At 57.1% G+C, this 21704-nt stretch carries 20 protein-coding genes, 2 pseudogenes and 1 other annotated feature; of the genes and pseudogenes, 10 read left to right on the top strand and 12 right to left on the bottom strand.

Annotated features, from left to right (window positions below; translation table 11 throughout):
- Nucleotides 1-29: 29 nt before the first annotated feature.
- The 6 genes from ACR2TX_RS13890 to ACR2TX_RS13865 form a co-directional block, all read right to left on the bottom strand.
- Complete coding sequence (locus ACR2TX_RS13890) at nt 30-917, bottom strand: WYL domain-containing protein (protein ID WP_086134832.1); 888 nt, start codon at nt 915-917, stop codon at nt 30-32.
- A gap of 3 nt (nt 918-920) precedes the next feature.
- Nucleotides 921-1136, bottom strand: coding sequence for a hypothetical protein (locus tag ACR2TX_RS13885; RefSeq protein ID WP_086134831.1), 216 nt, complete (start codon nt 1134-1136; stop codon nt 921-923).
- Between the two features lie 558 nt (nt 1137-1694).
- The gene (locus ACR2TX_RS13880) at nt 1695-2369 is read right to left on the bottom strand and encodes a hypothetical protein (protein ID WP_139841121.1); all 675 of its coding nucleotides are present in this window, start codon (nt 2367-2369) and stop codon (nt 1695-1697) included.
- A gap of 165 nt (nt 2370-2534) precedes the next feature.
- Nucleotides 2535-3833: a diguanylate cyclase gene (locus ACR2TX_RS13875; RefSeq protein WP_168183855.1), complete on the bottom strand. Its 1299-nt coding sequence runs from the start codon at nt 3831-3833 to the stop codon at nt 2535-2537.
- 195 nt (nt 3834-4028) lie between these two features.
- Complete coding sequence (locus ACR2TX_RS13870; RefSeq protein ID WP_139841119.1) at nt 4029-4208, bottom strand: hypothetical protein; 180 nt, start codon at nt 4206-4208, stop codon at nt 4029-4031.
- Between the two features lie 184 nt (nt 4209-4392).
- A complete protein-coding gene (locus ACR2TX_RS13865) occupies nt 4393-6522 on the bottom strand; it encodes an ATP-binding protein (protein ID WP_086134827.1) in 2130 nt (709 codons plus the stop codon).
- Nucleotides 6523-6799: 277 nt separating this feature from the next.
- Here ACR2TX_RS13865 and ACR2TX_RS13860 point away from each other — a divergent pair, with 277 nt between their 5' ends.
- Nucleotides 6800-6982 (top strand): hypothetical protein, encoded by a 183-nt coding sequence (locus ACR2TX_RS13860; protein WP_086134826.1) that lies wholly within the window; start codon nt 6800-6802, stop codon nt 6980-6982.
- Between the two features lie 657 nt (nt 6983-7639).
- The gene (locus ACR2TX_RS13855; protein WP_434129850.1) at nt 7640-8143 is read left to right on the top strand and encodes a hypothetical protein; all 504 of its coding nucleotides are present in this window, start codon (nt 7640-7642) and stop codon (nt 8141-8143) included.
- Here ACR2TX_RS13855 and ACR2TX_RS13850 read toward each other — a convergent pair whose 3' ends face one another.
- A complete protein-coding gene (locus ACR2TX_RS13850; protein WP_434129848.1) occupies nt 8144-9094 on the bottom strand; it encodes an IS1595 family transposase in 951 nt (316 codons plus the stop codon).
- A gap of 457 nt (nt 9095-9551) precedes the next feature.
- Between ACR2TX_RS13850 and ACR2TX_RS13845 the strand changes: the two genes are divergently transcribed.
- Nucleotides 9552-10001, top strand: a complete 450-nt coding sequence (locus tag ACR2TX_RS13845; RefSeq protein WP_434129847.1) for a hypothetical protein — start codon at nt 9552-9554, stop codon at nt 9999-10001.
- A 236-nt stretch (nt 10002-10237) separates the two neighbouring features.
- Here ACR2TX_RS13845 and ACR2TX_RS13840 read toward each other — a convergent pair whose 3' ends face one another.
- Nucleotides 10238-10549: a hypothetical protein gene (locus tag ACR2TX_RS13840; RefSeq protein WP_434129845.1), complete on the bottom strand. Its 312-nt coding sequence runs from the start codon at nt 10547-10549 to the stop codon at nt 10238-10240.
- 95 nt (nt 10550-10644) lie between these two features.
- Between ACR2TX_RS13840 and ACR2TX_RS13835 the strand changes: the two are divergent.
- The 3 genes and pseudogenes from ACR2TX_RS13835 to ACR2TX_RS13825 all read left to right on the top strand — a co-directional run.
- Nucleotides 10645-11381: pseudogene (locus ACR2TX_RS13835) on the top strand (IS3 family transposase); the annotation flags it as partial.
- Nucleotides 10923-11039 (top strand) — a sequence feature (AL1L pseudoknot). Its footprint overlaps the pseudogene before it by 117 nt.
- A 512-nt stretch (nt 11382-11893) precedes the next feature.
- Entirely contained in the window at nt 11894-13135 is a 1242-nt protein-coding gene (ltrA, locus tag ACR2TX_RS13830) for a group II intron reverse transcriptase/maturase (RefSeq protein WP_156882039.1), read from the top strand.
- Between the two features lie 67 nt (nt 13136-13202).
- Nucleotides 13203-13698 (top strand): annotated as a pseudogene (locus ACR2TX_RS13825) (DDE-type integrase/transposase/recombinase); the annotation flags it as partial.
- Between the two features lie 195 nt (nt 13699-13893).
- Here ACR2TX_RS13825 and ACR2TX_RS13820 read toward each other — a convergent pair.
- From ACR2TX_RS13820 to ACR2TX_RS13810, 3 genes are read right to left on the bottom strand one after another with little or no spacing between them, the layout of a single operon-like run.
- Nucleotides 13894-14040, bottom strand: a complete 147-nt coding sequence (locus tag ACR2TX_RS13820; RefSeq protein WP_168183846.1) for a hypothetical protein — start codon at nt 14038-14040, stop codon at nt 13894-13896.
- Nucleotides 14041-14073: 33 nt separating this feature from the next.
- Nucleotides 14074-14955: an ImmA/IrrE family metallo-endopeptidase gene (locus ACR2TX_RS13815; RefSeq protein ID WP_086134591.1), complete on the bottom strand. Its 882-nt coding sequence runs from the start codon at nt 14953-14955 to the stop codon at nt 14074-14076.
- Nucleotides 14956-15339 carry a helix-turn-helix domain-containing protein gene (locus ACR2TX_RS13810; protein ID WP_086134590.1) on the bottom strand — a complete coding sequence of 128 codons (384 nt, stop codon included), beginning with the start codon at nt 15337-15339 and terminating at the stop codon, nt 14956-14958.
- A gap of 238 nt (nt 15340-15577) precedes the next feature.
- Here ACR2TX_RS13810 and ACR2TX_RS13805 point away from each other — a divergent pair, with 238 nt between their 5' ends.
- From ACR2TX_RS13805 to ACR2TX_RS13790, 4 genes are all read left to right on the top strand, one after another.
- Nucleotides 15578-16615 (top strand): CBASS cGAMP-activated phospholipase, encoded by a 1038-nt coding sequence (locus ACR2TX_RS13805; RefSeq protein WP_086134589.1) that lies wholly within the window; start codon nt 15578-15580, stop codon nt 16613-16615.
- The gene (locus ACR2TX_RS13800) at nt 16612-17814 is read left to right on the top strand and encodes a nucleotidyltransferase domain-containing protein (RefSeq protein WP_086134588.1); all 1203 of its coding nucleotides are present in this window, start codon (nt 16612-16614) and stop codon (nt 17812-17814) included. The genes ACR2TX_RS13805 and ACR2TX_RS13800 overlap by 4 nt, the downstream gene beginning before the upstream one ends.
- Nucleotides 17815-17900: 86 nt before the next feature.
- Nucleotides 17901-18542, top strand: a complete 642-nt coding sequence (locus ACR2TX_RS13795) for an SEC-C domain-containing protein (protein ID WP_139841101.1) — start codon at nt 17901-17903, stop codon at nt 18540-18542.
- A 163-nt stretch (nt 18543-18705) separates the two neighbouring features.
- Nucleotides 18706-18978: an IS3 family transposase gene (locus ACR2TX_RS13790; protein WP_086134586.1), complete on the top strand. Its 273-nt coding sequence runs from the start codon at nt 18706-18708 to the stop codon at nt 18976-18978.
- A 42-nt stretch (nt 18979-19020) separates the two neighbouring features.
- On the opposite strand, the gene ACR2TX_RS13785 is transcribed toward ACR2TX_RS13790, so the two are convergent.
- Complete coding sequence (locus ACR2TX_RS13785; RefSeq protein ID WP_205781092.1) at nt 19021-21702, bottom strand: helicase-related protein; 2682 nt, start codon at nt 21700-21702, stop codon at nt 19021-19023.
- Nucleotides 21703-21704 lie beyond the last annotated feature (2 nt).

Below are 21704 nucleotides of genomic sequence, written 5' to 3'. Positions count from 1 at the left end.
ACATCCGATGTCGCGCGGTGAATGACGACTTATGCCCTTACCGTTTCCCGACGGGGTGACATATCCTTGGCCTGGGCATCACGTTGATCCGATACGGCACTGCAAGTTGCTCCCAAGGGCTCGAACGGCCAATCGAAATCCTCGGTTTCGTACATCCGAACGAAGTGACGGGCCATTGTCCGGAACTCCTCCCGAAGCGAGGTCGGCTCCAGGACCTCGACCTGATCGCCGAACTCCCGAAGCCACCAGCGGAGTTGGTGGGTATTCATGACCGTGGCGCTGAGAAGATAGGTGCGGTCGGTTTCTTGCGTGATCACCTGATCCTCGCTTAGCGGCATTTCCATGAGATTGTTGATGGCGAAACGGCTGAACCGGCACTTGAGGCGTAGCGGCCCGCCTCCGTCGTGCAAATAATCGAAATGACGGGCGCGGATATAGTCCTGGAGGTTGAAGCCCTCGGGCACGACGCTCGGCTCCTCCAGAGCGTCGGCCGTTTCGAAGCGGTGCAGTGCAAACTGGAGGATGGTTTCGCTCCCGGCATAGGTCCCGACCAGGTAGACGGCGCTGCCACGGAATACCAGCCCCAAAGGATCGATCCGGTAGGCTCGGACGGGACCGCTTCGTGGCCGATAGCGTCCCTCAAGACGTTTACCCAAGAGGATACAGTCCGAAACCACGTCTGCCACCTCGGCACGGACCTCGGCCGGAATCAAACTTTGGGTGCGCGGCAATACCTCGACCCGCTCCGCCCATTGGTAAAGATTTCCCCCGCGCTGTTCCCTGAGCAATGCCGAGGCTCGTTCAAAATAAAGTTGCAAGTGATCGAGGACCGTACGCGGCATCAGATCCTTGAGAAACCGCTCGGCGAGCACGAACGTCATCGCGGTATTGGGATCGAGTCCCGGCAGCTCGCACACGGGCTACTCCTTGGGCCATGACCAGCCGGGCACGCTTCGTTCGTCGGTCGTCAGCGGGAACTGCGTCGACAGGGTCGTCAAATCGCGTTGGACTTGACGGCGGGACACCCGGAAGCCGGCGCGATCGAGCTTCTCGTGCAGTTGTGCAACGGTAATCGCTTTGGGTGCTCTCGGTATCAATTGAAGCGTTGCGATATGCCGCATGATCGTCTCGCGCACGCGCGGTTCCTCGCGGTCGGTCTTGGGTTGAGTGCATTGCCTCTCCACGATCCGCGGCCGTTCGGAGATGATGCCAAACCGCCAGCCGATGTTCGGAGGCTGGGTTTAGCGTAGTCGAGAATCGAGAATGTGAAAGGTCACGGGATGATCGTTCAAACGATCGACAGGCGCCCGCCCCCGACTGGGTTTGTTGTGCCCACGGATTACAGCGACCTCGTCTCCATACCACAGCGAGGTTACGATGATCACGACTTTGAACGACGCGCTTGCGGTCCAAAAACGCCGTGTCTAGGCCAATCGCCTGGGTGATGCCAAAGCCGTTCGGCGGTTCCTGCTCCGCGCACAAAAGTCCAATTATCGCGAGGTCGCGAAAACTTTGCCGGTCATGTGGCGATCGGCCTGAACTACAGACTACAGGATTCCCTCAGATAGCGGTTTGTCTTTGTTCCTACGTGAGATAGACCCAACAAACTAATATCCCTGCACCCCAAGACTGAATGTCGCTACTGAAACCTCGACGCCCGATTCCAGAGCGACTCGCCGCCTTAATTCCGCAGGCTATGCAGCGAAAAGCTCTTCCGACGCATCCCGTGGCTTGTGGCCCTGTCCGCTCGGTTGAATCACTAACGAAATCAATTCGCTAAGCGGAACCGGTTGTTTTTCTTTATCGGTTCCCACAATCGCATCTTGGTTGAATAACCCGAGGGCCTTCCTAACCTTTTCCAATATCGTCTCTCGGTCTTCTATATCCCGTTTTCTCAAGCACAGCATCTCCTTGAGAATCGCGAGGTCCAGCAGTGTGCCACTGAACCAGTCCACCGAATGCCGGTAACCGATAGTCCAGCAAAGACGGGTATCACGCAGCAGTTCCTCCAACTTCGCAGTTTTGGAACCGAACAGGCATGAGCCGAATAGCACTCCTTCCAGGTTTTGTGCTTCGGCAACGGGGGTTATGCCACCGTAGAGCAGTTTCCGATCCTTGATCCCGGCAATCTCATTGGTTTCACCGTGGGCCGCCACATAGAGCACATACTTTTCATAGGAACCGTCGATGTAAAGTTCAAGTGCCTTACTGAAGCTCCCCAAATCGAAAAAGGTTGCGTAAAGGAGATCGAAATCGCCTTCGAGCTCTTTCAGGCCGGTGAGGAACGGTTTGACGCTGCACTCATGACTAAACTTGCCGTTGGTCGACCATGGATTTTCCAGAACCACTAACGCTTTCTTTTTCTTCATAACGCATTTCACCTTATCAACTTGATTTTTCATCCGACTGGATCGGTCTAACGTATCTTCGAACTCACATTCTCATCCGCACGTCGAGAGGGATTGGGGTCGGTTGCCCTTGTCTCCCGCCCTGAACGCCAACTCTTACTCTTCTTTTTAAAACCCATCACTGCCTCATGCTTCCGGCTCCTGACCATCCCCCTTCGGGGAGAAACCGACGACCTGATTCCTCCCGTTCTGTTTTGCCCGATAGAGGGCTTGATCCGCGGCATCCATGATGGCTTTCGCCAAACGCTCCAAAGCATCCGGGTCCGCAGCGCCGCTTGGCGTCAAATCAGCCTGTCTCGCCACAGCGTCCGGAAACTCCGTGAGACCGATGCTGACGGTGACGGCGATCGAGTCACCCTGTGCGCTCGTCCATGGCCATGCGGCAATCTGGGTGCGGATACGCTCGGCGATCTTGATCGCCTCGGCGACACCGATTCCCTCCAACAGAATCGCGAACTCTTCACCACCGTAACGCGCCGCATCGTAGGCACGAATCTGTCGGGCGACCTCTTCGAGCACCTGATCGCCGGTCAAATGGCCATGGGTATCGTTGATCGCCTTGAAATGATCAAGATCGAGCAGCAGCAAACAGAAGCGGACCGAAGGCTCGCGCCGGCAGCGGGCGATCTCGCGCTGGAGCAGACGTTCGAACTCGGCGGCGTTGACCAAATTGGTGCGCCCGTCGAGTTGCGCCTGTCCGACTTCCCGGCGCAGACTTTTGGGCGCCAGCACCCGGACCGCATCGCCGAAGCCCGAAAGCCACTGGCGCAGACGCAAGGTATCGGGCACCCCCGAGGCGCTCAGCGCAAAATAGCCGGGATAGACGTATTTGTCCGGCGGCGTGAGGGTCACCTCGTCGGCGACCAGGGGATTTGACTGGACATAGCTGTAAGCGCTGGCGGCGAATTCCAGCCGAACTTCGTCAAAAGTGCCGGAGCTCAGCGGAAAGTTGAGCTGCGTGTCGGTGAATGCCTGGAGATCGAAATCCGGCGGCGGCGAAGCCGCTAGTTCGTCAGTGAGCTGAACCGCACGGATCTTTCGAACCGTCAGCACGAAAGGTTGGGCGTGCTGCCAATATGAGCCGATCACCAGCAAGGCCCGATCGCGCCGCACCAGACCAAATAGATTGAACTGGAAGCGCTTGTCCTTGCCTTCGTACTCGATCCACACCTTGCGGTTTTCATACAGCGCGGTGGACAGCAAGGCGGCATGCGCCTCGAAATCGCTGGACGATGTTAGGACGCCGTCCCAGTGCATGCTCCACAGGACCTTGTTGGTCCAGTCGATGAGCTTCGGCGACGTCCCCAGGATCGCCGCCGCTTTTTGAAATCGCGGCGCCAGGGTGTCCTGGACGGTCCGCGGCAACAAGGGGCTCAAATAGTTTGCGGTCAAGTGATACAGAACCGCTTCTTCCGGTGTCATCATGTGATCCAATGACTGCTCCTTTCCTTTTTCGTTACCTTCAGGGCCGGCTTGATGTCCGACTCGCATCACGTGTTGTTGTCGAGCTCCGCCCCAGCCCGATTTAAGTATAGGCGACCTACACGGCTCGGACGGTGAACGGCCGTGGACCGATCTCGAACGACCGTCCGCGGACGGCAACCGGCGCACTCGCAACGCTCAAACCATGGCGCGTTGGTCTCGAGAAACGCCAGATTGGCTTCTCTTGGGTCCATAGGCTGCAAGGGCCGGCTCAAGGCTGAGCTGCGCGTCACAGCTCACTCCGGGGTCGACCGAGTACGGCATCAGGTTGCGTTTTTCGGTCGCGAGCGCGATGCGGTCGGCGCGCTTGATGGCCACGAACTATGGCACCACCGCAATAAGCGGCTCGAACCAGTTCCCGGAGATAGGCTTCCGCGGCATCGCGCTACCAGGCACCCCGCTTCAAACTGTCAGCCACGAGCTCACAAATGCGGATACTTGTGGTTCGCTGCTTGACAAGCTGCCCACCCGGAACTGAGCGCCCCGGAAGTGGGCTGGTCGATCAACTCGTCACAAACCCGATGGCCCGCGCCTTCGCTCCCGGCTTCATTCGGCTTTCCGCTGCCAGCCGTTCGAGCAGTGCCTCGGCACCCGACGCCCCGCCGGTCAGCCGCACCTGCCAAAACACATTGGCAAAGTCTCCCGGCGTCAGATTATAGAGCGCCCGGAGCGCCGTCCGGATGCCTTCCGGCACATCCCGATCATCAGCCCCCGTTTTGGCCAGGAGATCCGCAAACAGGCCAAGGACCTGGTCGGGTGTCAGATAGTCGAAGCGGATCTTGAAGTCGAAACGGCGAAGGCTCGCACCATCGAGCGTCTCCACCAGATTGGTGGACATGATGAGGATTCCCGTAAAGTGTTCGATCTGCACCAACAGCTCATTGACCTGGGTGACCTCCCAGGCACGCTGAGCGCTGGCCCGATCGCGAAGAAAACTGTCGGCCTCGTCGATCACCAACACCGCCTGATCCTGGGCGGCCTCCCGGAACAGCTGGGCAATCCGCTGCTCGGTCTCGCCGAGATAGGGCGACAAGAGGTCAGAAGCCCGTTTGAGCCGCAACGGGCGATCCACGACCTTGGCGATGTGCTGCGCCAGAGCACTCTTACCGGTGCCGGGGGGACCGTAAAAACAGAGTCGACCCTGCCGATGGCGTTTGAGCCCTTCAAGGATCGATGCGAGATCGCGATCCGGATTGAGCCAGTCCAAACGGTAGTTCAGGGATTCGAGCCGCGGTTCGCAGGTCGAGAGTGGCGCTGCGTAACCTATGACCTGGAGGGTATTGCCGAGCACTCGTTCGAAGGACCGCTCGATCTGCAGCGTGGCATCGGCCGGCAGGTGCCGGACCACTTTCACGGCGCGTTCGATATAGGCCGGCACCAGGCGATCGCACGAGGCCAGACGCTCGACACATTCGCGGCGCAGGGGAATCTCGTGTAAATGGCGCTCGATCATGCGTTGCCGCACCGACTGCGGGGGCGGCGTGAATTCCAGGATGAGATCGAATCGGCGCAGGTAGGCGGGATCGATCTGCTCGATCGCATTGCTCACCCAGATCGTCGGCACGGTGTTACTCTCCGACACCCGGTTCATCCACGCCTTGTGCCGCAGATCCGCGCGGCTGGGGCCAAACCAGCCTGTGGTCTGCGGAAACACGTCCTCGATTTCATCGAAGAGCAGCAGGCTTTTGTCTTGCCGCCCGAGGAGGCGTTGCGCAAGCTGATAGGCGGAAAGGCGTCGGGCGCCCGTTAAGGGCTCGCCATCGTCCTCGTCCGCGATTTTCACTTCATAGAGCGGCACCGCCAAGTCCTCCGCCACAGTGCGCACGAACTCGGTCTTGCCGGTGCCTGACTGGCCGTAGAGCAGGATATTCACCCCGGCCGTGCGCTTTTCCAGTACCGCCTGGAGGTACGAGAAGCAGAGGCGATAGTCTTCGTCGCAGTGGGCAAAATCGGCGCGGCGCAATGTCGGTGGGGCCGCCCGTTCACAGAATCGATTCAACAAGGCGTCGGGCCCGGCTTGCTCAATCAGCAGAAAATCGGCCAATCCCGGCATGAGATCGAGCTTTCCGGGGAGTGCATAGGTACTTCGGGCATCGACCCTCACCACGCCGAGCGACGGCAACAGCGCCTCCGGGGCGAGCGCCCTCTGAACCTCCCTGAAAGACAACTGGAGGATCCGGGCCAAAATCTCGAGCGCGTCCCGCGTCGTGAGCTCATCCCCGAACAATTCGGTCGTCTTATACAGCGACTTAGCATAGTGCATCAGTACGGTGAAGACGAGAATCCGTTCCTCGGCCGGATTCAGTGGCAGCGTATCGTGCAGCAGCGCGAGGTTGCGGGAAATCACCGGCGGCCAAGCCTCAAGCCGCGGCGCCAGTTTTCGATAACGCTGTACAAGATGCTTGCGGAGAGCCGCCGCCGGCAGTTCGTCGAGTTTGCCGACCAAGCTACCAAGCCCAAGCGCCTCGAGGATGGTCTTCTCATCCCCAAAGAACGAAGCCCGGGTGAAACACCGATCCAGTTCGAAATCGATCAGGAGGCGCAGACACCAGGCGGCGCTGCAATCGCGAATATCGGAGGCCGAATCGGCGGGGAGGGTTGAATGGGCGGCAGCGGAACGGCGTCGGATCATCGAGACTCACCTCGCGGAAGTGGAGAACGCGGCCAGAATAACCGGGACCTGCGACAAACCATGTCCAACCCACCGGCCACTGCCCTGCCCGCTCATGCTTCCGAGTCCCAACCGCTACAATACCTCTCGAATCCCGAACCGTTTGATTCGCATTCATTGGACATTGGATGTCGCACCTGTGGATTAGGCTTCCTTCCGTCGACACCGGGCGACCGTCGCGTCGACGGAGCCTCGTTCGATTCCCCGCAACGTTCCCTGTTTCGAAAGGAGATGAGCGATGACGATCCGACAATACCGCTTCAACGTATCCCTCCAACGTCAACATCCGAGCGCGGGCCCGAATGCGACGCTGCGTGTCATCGTCACGGTGCCGGTCAACAGCGATCAAACGGCTAAACTCACGGCCGAGTCGCAGTACCGAGGCTATCGGGCCACCGGCGCCACTCGGATTTTGGATTAAAGCTTTGCATTCAGAAATGCCCCGTTACAAGCCGACGATTGCGTCGCCATTTTTTACGAAACCTTTTGGGACCTCCCAGTCACCAAAAGGAGTAAAAAATTGGCGACGAGTATTGCCTTCGGCGGCCCGCGTTCGTCCTGCGTTCGACCGGTCCCGACCCAACAAGGGGATCGGGACCTGGCTCCACAATGACTTGACGCCGTGTCGGTGGCCTTATGTTTGATCTCCGCCTGCGCTATCGCTACGACTCCGATCCAACATCCGGCCCTATGGCTACGCGGGGGTCGTCGCACTTCGCTCCGCTGCCGCTACGCTTCCTGTGCTCCTTCGCAGACTGAACAAATTGCCACCTATTCAAATGAGTGGAATCTCGATTCGGCGGGTGTAACGAAAGATACTGTACGCAGACGAAGATAAAGTGCGGGATAAAATCACATGATAATCCTACCGGAGTCCACGAGAAGTGGCTCACCTACTCCATTGGTGTTAGTCAGAGCTTCACATGAACAACCGTCGGTGACGCTAGGACCAATACAAGACAAATTTGGGGAAATGATGGTCAGGATAGAACCTGATCCCTTTCCTCCGCGCAATACTATGATTAATGCGCCTTCTATTGGGGGTTAATGCCCTTTTACTAAAACGCCAGGAATTCGCATGAATCGAGCCGAATACTTGAATATCACTGTAATCGACCGCTTTGTAACGTGGGGATCAGCGTATTTATCAAAGTGGACTAAACGCCATGTCGTGAAGAAATCTGTCCGCTCGCCGGATTTTGTTTTCGATATCCAAGGCATCGAAGCGGCCTATGAGCAATATTATTGGAAGGCAGCTTGGACGCATCCAGTGAATGGCAATCCTGTCCCATCGGACAATGCTGAAAGTACAACACGTGCTCTATTGGAGCTTGCCAACGGACTCGCACAATCAATCAATGAGCCGGCTCAACACGCGGCATGGTGCTACGCAGTGCTCGAGTGGGGTGGCGTTCCCATGTCTCGCAATTTCTATATGCAAGATGTAGAACGGACGGTTCGACACCATGTCCGATGCCATGTGAATCCTGGAATTTTGATCCCGGAAAAAGCGAACGACATTGACTGTGCCAACCATACTCCGATGAGCTCAGGAATTACAAAAGTGCATGCACTTTCCTGATTAGCGATGAACTTCAGCCAAGCGAATTTGCCACTCGGGTCGAGGCTTAGCGAACGCCGCGGCGCGCGCCAGCCGTTGAAGCAGGGTTTTGAGATTGAAACGCCGATTGAAGCGGTATTGGAACTCGGCCAGGTACCGCTGGGCGTATTTCTCGAATTTGAACGCGTGATAGGTGCCGGAAATGGCTGTCTTCAGGTTGCTCAACAGCGTATTTACCCAATGGAACGCCGGATGTTGCGCCGACTGCCGCCCAGAGCCCAGGATCAGGCGATGATGGCAAGCGACGACCTGGTGCAGCCTCCGAAACCCGCTCAGGCCATCGGTGAGTGCGTAGGTCGACGGGGCCAAGGCGCGTTTGGCCCAGACCGCGATAGCCTGCTGCGTGAACGGCAGGGGATCGACGCGCAGGAACAACGGACGCCCGTCGTCCGTGGTTTGCACCGCCATCACAAAGGCCGACTTGTTTTCGGAACCACGCCCCGGTTTCCCCGGCCGCTCACCGCCCAGGTAGGCATCGTCGATCTCGACCCGCCCGGCCAGCTGCCGATCCGTTTCCCGTTCCGCCATCACCTGGATCAACTTGTGCTTCACCAGCCATGCCGTGCGATAACACACCCCGAGATGGCGCATCAGTTCCGGTGCCGAGACATTGTTCTTGGCCTGGGTCAGGAGATACATGGCCAGAAACCAGGTGGTCAGCGGCAGCTTGGTCGCTTGGAAGATCGTCCCGGCGATCAGCGTCGTTTGGCTCCGGCAGTGTCCGCATTGCCAGTATTTCCGCCCGGTCCGTTCGAACACCGTGTGGCGCGCGCCGCCGCAGACCGGACAGCGGAAACCGTCCGGCCAGCGCAGGGCCTCCAGTGCCGCTTCGCACTGCGCTTCACTGCCGTATTGCGTCAGAAACTCGGCCAACGACAAACCCTTTTGAAATTGCACCCGGTTCATAGGCATGGGACACCCCGCTTGTGATAGATGCCCATAGTCTAAGGACCCTAGCGGCTCACTATGTGAGCCTGTACTGAACTTCGTCGCTAATCAGGTGCACTTTTGAGCATCTCATCCACCGCTCCCGCAAACAGTACTGGCCTAGTAATCTATGACACGCGGGTGGCTGCTGCATTCAACGATCTGGTAGCTTGCTTTTGTATGGACCAGCAACTGGCGTCAGTGCCCCCCCGAGCTGCTGTTCTCTTGCGGAAACGCACGCGGCTCTCAACATCGAAAACCGAATCGCATCGCGGAGCAGCAGTATCCAACACTCAGTACACAATCGCCTGGAAATTGGACCCGGGACGCGTTGCGAGTAAGCTGGTTACTTGATGCTATGTTGCGGCACTCGAATTCGAAACTGATTTTCCCTGGACTGCCGCTGCGTGAACGTTTCCTCCGGACTCAGATGGGCCTTTTTATGATCGGTTACGATTTGAATGATGGTTCCAAGACTCTATTGGAACAGCAGATTGATGAGAACGATATTCCAGATCCAAGTGATGATGATTTAACCAATGAACCGCGTCGTTTGAGGACACTCGGCCGTGGAAATCAGGCTCGAGAGTTCTGCTATTCGGGCTCTGTAGTGGAAGGGGTCGAAGTTACGATGGGTCATGGGACACGAATGAGCTTCCAGTCCGAGCTTTTTAAGAAGCTCATTGCTCATTTTGCCGGTAAGGAGATCCCAGGAGGATTCAACATGACCGACCCAACATCGGGTGGAATCGGAGAATGGGTGGCACAGCACTACCGCTCATTGACGCCACGGCATGCGTCTTTCGTCGCAGCTGTCCTAGTCGCAGAGGGTTACTGCTCTCATTTTTATCAGGGCAATGGAGTCGTGTTGAAATTTCCGGCGGTTGGATAAGTACCGATGATCTGGTGCGACATGCTATTTATAGCAAGTACATCATTAACACAAACAAGCTGCTCGCGATCGAGCACAAATCGTGTCTCGATCCCCGAGCGGCGTACACCAACAAGCAGGTTGATGAGTCGCAACCCCACTCCTCGATAAATCCAGCCATCTGCGGAAGCAGATTGCCGCTAATGCTAATCTCTTGATTTGGGCGGTTAGCCTGATTGATATCGAAGGTATTACCGTCAAGGCACGGCGTTGAATGGCCCGACGCCCAAGCCCAGTCGTTCGATCTCCCGGCGTGCGGCCTGATAGGCGCTGGTGCGCGAGAAATACCACGCGGTACTCGACCAGACCACCTCGCCGCGCGCATTGCGGATCTGCCACGTGTAGCGCCACTCTTCTGATGGGTCCGCACATTGGAGTAGCTCCAGAATGTGATGACCGGGCGCTTCGGTGGCATAGACCTTCTTCAGTTCAAGACCGGCAGGAATCTGCACCGGGCCTTCGATGACCCGATCGATCAGATGATCGGAAAGGTGAGTCGTTCCTATCAAAGCCTGCCTCAGATATTCGGCCAACGCCGTAGCGCGCGACGGAAATGAACCGCCCCGGGATTTCCGGAGACTCCATTTCTTGAGAGGATGGAGTCATGAAAAAGTCATCGAAGTTTTCGCCAGAAGTCCGAGAGCGGGCGGTCCGCCTAGTCCTTGAACATCAAAGGGAGTACGAATCGCAGTGGGCGGCGATCTGCTCGATCGCGGGCAAGATGGGCTGCGCCGCGGAAACGTTGCGCAAGTGGGTGCGTCGGACGGAACGCGACTCAGAGCAACGGGGCGGCGTGAGCGGTTCGGAGCACGATCAACTCAAGGAATTGGAGCGGGAAAACCGCGAGCTTAAACGGGCCAACGAGATTCTGCGTAAGGCGGCGGCTTTTTTCGCCCAAGCGGAGCTCGACCGCCGACCGAAATGATGGTGGCGTTCATCGACCAACACCGGGTCGCCTATGGGGTCGAGCCGATCTGCGCCCTGTTGCCGATCGCCCCATCGACCTACTACGAGCACAAGGCGCGGCAGACGGACCCGGCCCGGTTGCCGCCGCGGGTGCAGCGCGACATCGAGCTCTCGAGGGAAATCCGCCGGGTGTACGAGGAGAACTTCCAGGTTTACGGTGCCCGTAAAGTCTGGCGACAACTCGAGCGCGAAGGCATTCGGGTGGCCCGCTGCACGGTCGAGCGCCTGATGCGCTCCCTAGGCTTGGAGGGCGTCGTGCGCGGGAGGAAGTGCCGGACTACCGTCGCAGATGAGGCCATGGATCGGCCCGTTGATCGAGTAAACCGGCAGTTCAAGGCGACTCGGCCGAATCAATTGTGGGTCGCCGATTTCAGTGTGCCGCAGCAAGCGGCGTAAGAGATGAGGGTAGGCCCCTCGCCATCGGCTTGCAGGAGCAGGTGGCAAACCACCGTAAGCGGCGTGCGGCAAAAGCGCGGGTCGTGAGCGTTACGGAAAAGGCGTCTTAAGGCGTCAGGTATGGATCAACGAAGACGAACAACCGTGAACTGCCGTTCAAGTGTCGAAAGTACTCAGATGACATCAAAACCGGGGAGTGATGTTGCTCCGGGATCAGTAAAGGCGAAACCTGCTTACGGCCTTTGCGGTGTCCGGCATAGAGGCAGCGTGAGCGTGATCCGGGCTCTTACGTTGAACTGCGGGAACCTTCGGCGGCGATGCGAAGGGAAAGGCGCAAGCCCGAAAGGCGAGGCCGACAGTACCGATGCGCCGCCAAGGGGCGGAGCGACTCGTAGTAGTGCTGAAGCCGCTGTAATGGCGGTGGAGCGAAGGGGTCGCATCATCCGGTCGTGGGGTTGGGTCAACTGCGCAAGCAGGAGGAGCCCGGCGTCATGACCAAGCCGTACGACATTCCCAAATCCTGGGTTTGGGAAGCCCATCAGTGTGTGAAAGCCAACGGAGGATCAGCCGGCATCGACCGGGAAACCATTGAAATCTTCGAACAGCGCTTGGGCGACAACCTGTACAAGCTTTGGAATCGGCTCTGTTCCGGCAGCTATTTCCCGCCGCCGGTCAAAGGCGTGCCGATACCGAAGAAGTCAGGGGGAGTGCGTTTGCTCGGTGTTCCGACTGTGGCCGACCGAGTGGCACAGACCGTGGTGAAGCGGGTGCTTGAGCCGAAACTGGAACCGGTGTTTCACCGAAATTCCTATGGTTACCGGCCCGGGCGCTCGGCGCATGATGCGATTGCCCTGGTCAGGCGGCGCAGTTGGGAGTACGACTGGGTGGTCGAGTTCGATATCAAGGGACTGTTCGACAACATTGACCATGAACTGCTGTTACGGGCGGTTCGCAAGCACTGCCAAATTCCCTGGGTGTTGCTGTATGTCGAGCGCTGGCTCAAGGCACCCTTGGAAACTACGGATGGCCAACGGGTCGATCGGACCAAGGGCACGCCGCAAGGCGGTGTCGTGAGTCCGTTGCTGGCCAACCTGTTCCTGCACTATGCCTTCGACCGGTGGGTCAGCGAGCATCTGCGGAGTGTGCGATTCTGCCGCTATGCCGACGATGGGGTGGTCCACTGCAAGAGCCTGGCGCAGGCGCAGTTGGCGTTGCGGAGGATCGGCGAGCGTTTTCGCCAGTGCGGGCTGGAACTACATCCGGAGAAGACACGGATCGTCTACTGCAAGGACGTCAATCGACCGGGGGACTATCCGACGACGGCGTTCACGTTCCTGGGCTATACGTTTCGACCGCGAAAGGCGGTGGATAAATATGGCCGGGTCTACGTGAATTTTGCGCCGGCGGTCAGTCGTGACGCCCTCAAGGCGATGCGGCAAACCATTCGGGGATGGCATCTTCAGTTGAAGTGCGACAAGGAACTTCGTGATCTCTCCGTCATGTTCAACCCGGTGCTGCGGGGATGGCTCCATTACTACGGACGGTTTCATGGATCGGCGATGGCTTCGGTATGGAAGCACCTGAATGCCTATCTGGGGCGCTGGCTGATGCGCAAATATAAACACCTGGCTCGCCATAAAACGCGGGCCAGGCGTGCGCTCGGTCGGCTCGCTGCCAAGATGCCAGGGGCATTCGTTCACTGGGAGGCGGGGTATGCCCCGATGGCTGGATGATGGGAGCCGGATGAACTGAGAGGTTCACGTCCGGTTCTGCGAGGGGCTGAGGGTGCAATTCCCCCGGTCTACTCACCCCTACGTCGCGACCTGGGTGGGTTTCGTCTACACGGCCTTCGTCGTGGACGTGTTCGCTCGCCGGATCGTCGGCTGGCGGGTGTCGAGGTCGATGAACACCGATCTGGTTCTGGACGCCCTGGAACAGGCCCTCTGGGCGCGTTCTGGTGCCGCTGGTGTCGTGCATCACAGCGATTGGGGGGAGCCAATACCTCTCGATCCGCTATTCCGAACGCCTCACCGAAGCGGGCGTTGTGCCCTCGGTGGGCAGCATCGGTGATTCGTACGACAACGCCTTGGCCGAAACCATCATCGGGCTATACAAAACCGAGGTCATCCATCGTGGGGGGCCTTGGCGACACCTCGATGCGGTCGAGTACGCCACCCTGGAATGGGTGGATTGGTTCAATCACCGTCGGTTGCTGGAGCCGATCGGCCATGTGCCCCCGGCGGAGTTGGAACGGGCGTATGATCGCCAACAGGCAGAGTCGGTCATCGCGGCCTGACTCAACATTAACTGTCTCCGGGAAAACCGGGGCGGTTCAAAAACCCGAGTGGCTAGTGTAAATCCAGGGATCATCCACGCAAGACAACATGTATGTGTAATCCTGCATTCCAGCCGTTCCGGAACGAGGGAATATCGACAATTCGAAGTGCTCGGACACAGAGGGTAGGTCGATACCTCCCGTTGGCGTCAAGATTCACTCGGCCTTCTCCAGCTCGTCGATCAGCGCCGCGTAGTGATCGCGAAGCTGACTCTGCTCGGCGAGCTCGGCTTCGCTCAGCTTGTCGGTGGGCAGGTTCCGTTGATACTCAAGCTCCGCCAACGTTCGGTACAGATCGGCCACAATCTTGTGGTCTGGAATCGTGTCATGTCACGCCTACTTGCGGCGGCCCTTAGACGGCCATGGCAGAATGCCATCAAGCTCCTTAAGCAGCGGTTCGTCGTCTTCGTTGGCTTCGCGCTGCTCTCGTGCCGGCTTCAAGCTTTCATCGAACCAGAGCAGAGAGAGGCACTGGTCCCATTCCTTCAGGAGGAGGGCTTCCTCGGCGACCAAATCGAAGTTCCTGACCCCGTTGTTAAACCATGTTACGGTGGCGATCTCATCGTAGTCTTCTGTCTTCGAGGCTCCCTGCATCAGACGGTGCGTGACACTGCCTCGGGGAACAGGAACGTTGAACTCGATCCAGCCATTCATCTCCCGCAAGAACTTCGACCGTGACACGTAACGGATCTGTCCGCCTTCGCTCAGGACGAACGCGCAGGGTTCGTTCGCGTTAACAGCAAACCGCGAACCTGTTGAAGTCACTGACGCCTTATACTTGTCCGCCAACATCTTCACGGCCTCCATCGAAATATCAACGTCGCTGACATCCTTGCTGAACACCTCGTGTGGCAGCAGGCACTCTGCGGCGAAGACATCGCACAGCATTTCCTCCTGCGGGCGGCGCCCGTAACGCATGAGGGCGCCAGTCGTCAGTTTCGGGCCGTGATGCTGCGAGGGCAGTTCGAGCACGATGTGGGCGATCTCATGGAGGGCCGTAAAGCGCTGCCGCTCCTCCCGGTGATTGCCGTTCACTGTGATGATGTGCTTGCCCTTGAGGGGAAAGGTTTGCCCCGATTCGTCGTCGTTCAGATCATGGACAATCTTGATCTTCGCGTTTGTGGCGGCGGCCAGGCGTTCGATATCGACCGGAACGGACGTGATGCCGGCATTCCGGACGAACTGGCGCGCCTTGAGAATAGTTGGGAACTCGTCCATTCACTCCTCATCATCTTCGAGTAGCCGACTAAGCTGGTCGGCCTTCTTACGCCAATCATCTTTCGTTTCCGGCCGGACTCCCCGGAAACTCATCTGCGCAAGCGGTTGCAGAAGCTCAAGCGGCCGGTCCTCGTCCTCAATAAACACATCCACCAGCGTCTCATTCACCGTCTTTCCGACGAGCAGACGCAAGAGCCGCGCCCGCCGCGGGCTCAACTTTAGCGCTCGGATGAACGACTCGATGACCTGTTCAGAGGGTGCGGTCTTTTCTTCTTTCTCCAGCCTATGGATATAGGCGTGGTCAACCTCACTTAGCTTTCCGAACTCCCGAAGGCTCAGATTGCGGTCCTCCCGGAACTTTCGCAGCGCGTACCCAAACGACATCGGCTTCCTCTTGACAGGGGATCAAAAAATCTCTAGCGTGTTGTCTATTCAGACAACGGTATAAGAAAAAATCCAATAAAGATCATAGGATCGGCATATTGCATAGTATCTAGCTCGTCGTCTGTTCAGGCATACACCTTAGCGAAACGAGTGCCCGTTGACAAGGCAAACCGCCGTAGGTTCGAGGCGCGATCCCAGGGATCAAGTTTGATAACCGCAACAAAAAGGCGAACGATTGATGAAGAATGAAGAAGAACCGCACACGCCAAAGCGCCGCATCCTGTGCATCGATGGGGGCGGGATACTGGGAACATTTCCGGCTGCCTTTCTGGCTGGGCTTGAACAGCATCTGCCGCACCCGATCGGCTCCTATTTCGACCTGATCGCGGGAACCTCAACCGGCGGGATCATCGCCATCGGTCTTGCGATGGGACTACGCGCTTCAGACCTTCTCGACCTCTATGAAAAGCGCGGCCCGGAGATTTTTGGGCAGGGGCGCGGACCGGTAGCGGATTTTCTCTGCGACAAATTGCGGCTCGGGCGCTGGCTGGTCATGAACAAGCATGACGCCGGACCATTGCGCGCCGTTCTGGAGGACGTGCTGGGCGGGAAGCGGATCGGCGATGCTCGGACAAGACTGTTGATCCCGGCATGGAATCCGGTGGCGCGCTCGGTCTATATCTACAAGACCGCGCACCATCCGCGCCTGAAGAACGACTACAAGGCCTTGGCGGTCGATGCTGCATTGGCTACGGCCGCCGCACCGACCTACTTCCGCCAGCACGTCACGCAGCACGCGGTCGGCCTGACCGATGGCGGTACCTGGGCGAACAACCCCATGGCACTGGCCGTGGTAGAGGCGATCACTCTGCTGCGATGGCCGCGCAACTCCCTCCATGTCCTCAGCCTCGGGTGCCTGGAAGAGACCTACACTATCAACAAATGGGCGGGAATCGGAACACTAGGCTCCAAAGTCATCAAGTTGTGCATGGACGGGCAGTCGCACGGCGCGATGGGGATCGCAAAGCTCCTGACCGGTCACGAGCACGAGCGGACGGCAATCCACCGGATTAATCACACCGTTCCGTCCAATACCTACAGGATGGATGACACACGGGTTATCCAGGACCTCAAAGGTCTTGGTTACTCCTTCGCACGCGATCGGCAGCCGGTTCTCGATCCCGTGTTCTTCGGCAGTCCGGCGGAAGCGTTTAGCCCGATCTATACGCTGGACGGTGAACCGGTTGTGACATTACGAGAGAGGTTGTCGGCATGACGGTTGATATCAGGAAGTATTCGGAGTTTCTCGAACAGGTCGCGAGCGAGATCGACATTCCGCCCGGCAAATACCAGGACACTGTGGACCGTTATCAAGCAGTCGGGCACTGGCTTGAGGAGGGGGCCTATTCGAACTGCGCGGGTGAACTCAGCATCTACCCGCAGGGCTCGTTCCGGCTCGGTACGGTTGTCAGGCCGATCCGCGATGGAATCGAGGCGTGTTACGACATCGACCTCGTGTGTGAGATGCCACTGCTCAAGGACCGGACAACACCACAAGCCGTCAAAGCCATGGTCGGCGAGCGGCTCCGTGAGCATGGAACATACAAGAAGCTCCTCGATCCCGAAGGCCGGCGCTGCTGGACGCTCGAATACGCCGAGCAGGACGGGGTGGGATTTCATCTGGATGTTCTGCCCGCTGTTCCCGATTCGCGCGAATTTCTCGATACGGCCATTGCGATTACGAACAAGAGCGGCACCGCTTATACGTGGTCTGCGAGCAATCCCTGCGGCTACGGGGCATGGTTCGACGGCAAGAATGCCGCCGCGTTCGCGCGGGCCGTCGTCGAACAGAAGCAGACTATCCAGCGCCGCGCATCGCTGATCTACGCGAGCATCGACAAAGTGCCGGACCAGTTGGTCCGCACGCCGCTTCAACGGGCGATCCAGCTTATGAAGCGCCACCGGGACCTGCGCTTCAATCATCACGAGCGCATTGATTACGCGCCGATCTCGATCATCATCACCACGCTCGCAGCTCACCTTTACGGCAATGAGCTGGATGTGTATTCGGCCCTTTCGGGAATCGTCAGCAAGCTCCAGGCGCATGCAGCGCTGGTCGAGGGAAAGGCTATCGACCGCTCGTTGGCGACGATGGGGCTGATCCAGAGACGGCCCGACGGGACGTGGCATATCGGAAACCCGATCAATTCGGAGGAGAACTTTGCGGACCGCTGGCACGAGGACAACCACGCCCGCGCCCAAGCCTTCTTCTCATGGGTGGACGCGCTTCAAAAAGACCTCTTGAACATTCTGGGCGAAACCAACCCGCGCCTTCTGCAGGATCATCTCAGCCGGGTGCTGGGTGCGGCCGTAGTTACGAAGAACTTCGATGTCCTTGTTCCGCCCGCTCCCTTCATCGATACGCCGCCGCGCATTCATATCACCGGAGCCGCCAAGCCGTGGAGAGATGTGTGAGAGAGGACTTGTGGCAGCAGCTCGTTGAGCTGACAAGCGTTCACAAAGGACTCACAAACGTTGTCGAGCATAATCATGAAACGGTTGTGTCTGGCGCTCTGCCGTTCGAGGCGTCTGCCGACGAACTGGAAACCATCACGGAGTCATTCGAGATCGAACTGATAATCCCGCACAACTTTCCGGATACACTGCCGCGGGTCAAGGAAACGGGCGGTCGGATTGGAGTCGAATACGAGCATCGCAACCCCAGCGGCACGCTATGCCTCGCCGTTCCGGTGGAACAACGCCGGATCGTCTTCGAGCAGCCTACATTACTGGGATTCGTCAACCGGCTGGTGATCCCCTATCTCTATGGATACTGTTTCTGGAAGACCCACGGGCGCCATCCCTTCGATGAGGCCGCTCACGGACATGAAGGGATTCTGCGTCACTACATGGATACGCTCGGGCTTGCAAATGAAGTCACGGTGCTCGCCGTGATCTGCTTCCTCTTTGAACATGGCTATCGCGGACACCATGACTGTCCGTGCGGGAGTGGCCTGAAAGTCAGAGCGTGTCACGGCCCGGCGCTTCTGGCCCTGCATCGGAACCATACGCCGCAGACCCTGCGGACCGACTTCATGGCGATCTTCGAGCTTTGCTATGCGAAGTTTCAGGAGGGCCAGCTCTTCTTTCTGCCTCTACTGCGGCGTCAACTCGTCCGGCTCTTGAACAGGTTCAAGAGCTAGCAGCAACACGCGCCGGCCCCATCAGCCCATCCGTCAAGGCCAAGCCCGTTGGGCGTCCCGCACCGGGCCGTGCCTCGCCTGAAAGCTGCGGCCGGACCACCCCCGGCGCGGTCCGGCCTTGACCGATTCCTCCCGCTCTTGTGATGGTTCCCCATCGGGGTGCATGCGCACCCAGTCATTTCAATCCTTTTCATTTCAATCCTTTTGTTTGTCTGTGGGTAAACGTCCGAGAGTTAACGCTGTGGCCGAGAGCTTCCTTGGCACGCTCAAATCCGAATGGGTCCATTGGGTCAGCTATCAGACCCGGGAAGAAGCGCACCGGGATATCGCCGAATACATTACGATGTTCTACAACTGCCGTCGACTGCATTCGTCCCTGGGTTACCGCAGCTCGAACAAATTTGAAAAGAACGGCCATATGGCCAATGCCACTTAACTGGCGTATCCGCTATCGCTTGACCAGGTTATAGAGAATGTCTTAGGCATCCAATGTTTTCCCAGTGCCACCGTGTTCACAAATTGGAGTAAGTAACGCATGTTCGCGAATTCCTGGTACTTTATATGGCAGATTAAGTATGGAAATCTGCTGAGAAAGGAAATTCTTGGCTGACCCTAACCATTCTGCCAAGTCAATCTCGTCCCAATTAATTCGATGTGTTTCTTCCTCTCTCAATTTGTCTGAATCTTTAGATAAGACCAGCAAAACCTCCCAATCCTTCATAACCTCAAGCCCACTTGAGGACAGCCTAACACCAACCAAAGTTTCCCTGACGTGCCCTCCAGTATCGGTAACCCTGTCGAAGACAATGAACAGAGCAAGTGGTCCAGAAAGATGGGGAACACGAGCAGTTGGAGACTCAAGGGCCAGTGCCTGTTCCAAAGCACGGTCAAAAACCGGATGACCAACGCCGCAAACGCTGCCAAATTCCGACCTGTACCCTCTGTCGAAATAAAGTCGCGAATACGATGCCTTAATCGAAGGAACAGTCATCCATGACTGCGGGGTCTTGAAGGAAATTTCCTTGCCATTGATTTCTGGGCGCCGCGAGTTAAAAGCCAAGCTGGCAAGAAAAAAGCTGCGCAGGTTTGGTAAATCCATTGGAGGGACACTCTGCAGGCCGCTTAGATCAAAGCTTTGCGCATTTCCTACCAACGCTTTGATGGTCTCAATGGCCGACTCGCCTCCAAAAGTCTTGGCTTTCTCATCAAACCACTCCGATAGCCGTGCTCTAGGAACACCCGATGCATCAGAAAATATTTCATTGAACACTGACGATCCTGTCATCCCAAGAACAAGTTGCAGCAGGTCCTCCGGCTCATCCATCGCATTGCCAAGCGCACGCATGATCGCGTTAAGCTTTGATTCGAGCTTGCTCCAGACAAGCGATTCGACGGTATCTGGATTACGAAGCGAGACAACCTGGACTGGTTGCGTCTGCCCGTACCGATTAAGTCTTCCCACTCGCTGATGAAGTCGCATCGGATTCCATGGCAAATCAACATGGATCAGACAATGGCAACGCTCTTGAAGATCGATCCCTTCCCCGCCAGCCTCTGTCGAAACCAGGAAACGGATGCATCCCTCATTGAATGCCGCTGCAATATCTTCACGTTTAGACTGAATCTGTCGAACCTGACCATCAGGAAACTCAACAGCCTCTAGACGGTCATCACCGTTTATGAAACCGACACAATGGGTGCCATAGGCTCTCATCAATGCTGATATAACCAACGACTGTGTCGCCTTGTATTCGGTAAAAAGCAGCACCTGCTCATTTTCAAAGCGATCCTTGATTACCTGCACCACGCGCTCTATGCGCGTTTCTGTCGTAATCTTGGAAGCATTGGATACCAACGCCTGAAGGTGCTCGATCTCGTTTTCCATCAGTTGGAGAGATCCTTTCTTCGTCTCCGTCGTCCACTGCCGAAGGGCGTTCTCTAGCTCATCGTCGCTCTCATCCTGAGTGTCGAAATGCTCGATCTCATTCCGATACTTTTCCGCTACGCCGGTAATCCTCGTCAATCTCGTTTGAAGTGCAATTCGTACAGCTGCAATCGAGCTTGAGGCAAGTTTCTGCAATGCAATCAAGACGAGCATTACCTGTCCGCGCTGCGCTTTACTGAGACTGGACGCATATGCCTTTCCCGACAGGATGAAAGCGGTCATCAATTGGTAAAACTTGTCCTCTTCATCCGTATAACGATACGTTTCTGGAAATTGCTGAACTGGCTGAAAAAGCCGTCTTCCAGACATATCGACTACTTTCTGCTTGGCGTTACGCAGCATAAACTCCGGGAGTCGTTTCAATTGCTGATTAACATCTTTTTCGGCCCCAAAGGAATTACGATCAAGCAGACTCATCAACGACCAAAATCCATAATCTTTACCACGATGCGGCGTTCCAGTGAACAGCAAACACGATTTGATCTTCCCCAACTCTTCGAGTTTTTCGAGCAATTGAAAACCGAGCGTCTTCCGACCATTTTCCTCAACATGCAGGTGATGAACTTCGTCCACAATCACCATGTCCCATGGATCGGAATCCAATAAACGCTCGTGCCGCTGGTTCTTGTCTAGTCGCATCGTCGGCAGCGAAGCCACAACCTGCTGATGAGTTGCCCAAAAATCAGTACGCACGTTATCAACCTCTGGGCGATAAACAGCGAGCCTTATATCGAACATTGTACGAAGGCGTTGCTGCCACTGCTCAACCAGCTTCGCGGGTGTCAACACGAGAAGCCTTTTTACGGCACCCTTCGATAACAAAGGCCAAAGTATCAGTCCTGCTTCGATGGTCTTGCCCATTCCCACATCGTCTGCTACGAGCAAACGAATTGGCCAATTTCTCAATGCCTTATGACAGACCCAAAGTTGATGCGGCAATAGGGAAATACGAGAGCGGGAGAATACTCCCCAAGCGTCGTTTACCGATCGAATAGCGGTCGCCTGTGCTCTAAGCAATGCTTCATCAGGGTCCGACCAATCGTCGGATTGAAGCGCATCGATCACAGAAACCAGTTTTTTTATCTCCGTGACAGGTACTTCTTCGATGCCGTGAACGAAGCGAACAACGACTGTCTGACCTGACACCATCAAGACTTGGCCGTGGCCGTGCCGAGGATGCAATACATCATGTGAAGGGGATATTGTTGAAATCATGC

The organism is Methylocaldum sp. GT1BB (genome assembly GCF_051027545.1).
Taxonomy (GTDB): domain Bacteria; phylum Pseudomonadota; class Gammaproteobacteria; order Methylococcales; family Methylococcaceae; genus Methylocaldum.
The sequence above is the reverse complement of the archived record's forward strand: the minus strand, read 5'-3'. Positions and strand labels throughout refer to the sequence as shown.

Excerpts from the sequence above, each read along its gene's own strand:
- ACR2TX_RS13875 (WP_168183855.1), bottom strand. The coding sequence starts at position 3,833 with ATGATGACACCGGAAGAAGCGGTTCTGTATCACTTGACCGCAAACTAT.
- ACR2TX_RS13805 (WP_086134589.1), top strand. The coding sequence starts at position 15,578 with ATGAAGAATGAAGAAGAACCGCACACGCCAAAGCGCCGCATCCTGTGC.
- ACR2TX_RS13790 (WP_086134586.1), top strand. The coding sequence starts at position 18,706 with ATGCGCACCCAGTCATTTCAATCCTTTTCATTTCAATCCTTTTGTTTG.
- ACR2TX_RS13800 (WP_086134588.1), top strand. The coding sequence starts at position 16,612 with ATGACGGTTGATATCAGGAAGTATTCGGAGTTTCTCGAACAGGTCGCG.
- ACR2TX_RS13850 (WP_434129848.1), bottom strand. The coding sequence starts at position 9,094 with ATGCCTATGAACCGGGTGCAATTTCAAAAGGGTTTGTCGTTGGCCGAG.
- ACR2TX_RS13865 (WP_086134827.1), bottom strand. The coding sequence starts at position 6,522 with ATGATCCGACGCCGTTCCGCTGCCGCCCATTCAACCCTCCCCGCCGAT.
- ACR2TX_RS13855 (WP_434129850.1), top strand. The coding sequence starts at position 7,640 with ATGAATCGAGCCGAATACTTGAATATCACTGTAATCGACCGCTTTGTA.
- ACR2TX_RS13810 (WP_086134590.1), bottom strand. The coding sequence starts at position 15,339 with ATGTCGTTTGGGTACGCGCTGCGAAAGTTCCGGGAGGACCGCAATCTG.
- ltrA (WP_156882039.1), top strand. The coding sequence starts at position 11,894 with ATGACCAAGCCGTACGACATTCCCAAATCCTGGGTTTGGGAAGCCCAT.
- ACR2TX_RS13815 (WP_086134591.1), bottom strand. The coding sequence starts at position 14,955 with ATGGACGAGTTCCCAACTATTCTCAAGGCGCGCCAGTTCGTCCGGAAT.
- ACR2TX_RS13845 (WP_434129847.1), top strand. The coding sequence starts at position 9,552 with ATGATCGGTTACGATTTGAATGATGGTTCCAAGACTCTATTGGAACAG.
- ACR2TX_RS13785 (WP_205781092.1), bottom strand. The coding sequence starts at position 21,702 with ATGATTTCAACAATATCCCCTTCACATGATGTATTGCATCCTCGGCAC.
- ACR2TX_RS13860 (WP_086134826.1), top strand. The coding sequence starts at position 6,800 with ATGACGATCCGACAATACCGCTTCAACGTATCCCTCCAACGTCAACAT.
- ACR2TX_RS13880 (WP_139841121.1), bottom strand. The coding sequence starts at position 2,369 with ATGAAGAAAAAGAAAGCGTTAGTGGTTCTGGAAAATCCATGGTCGACC.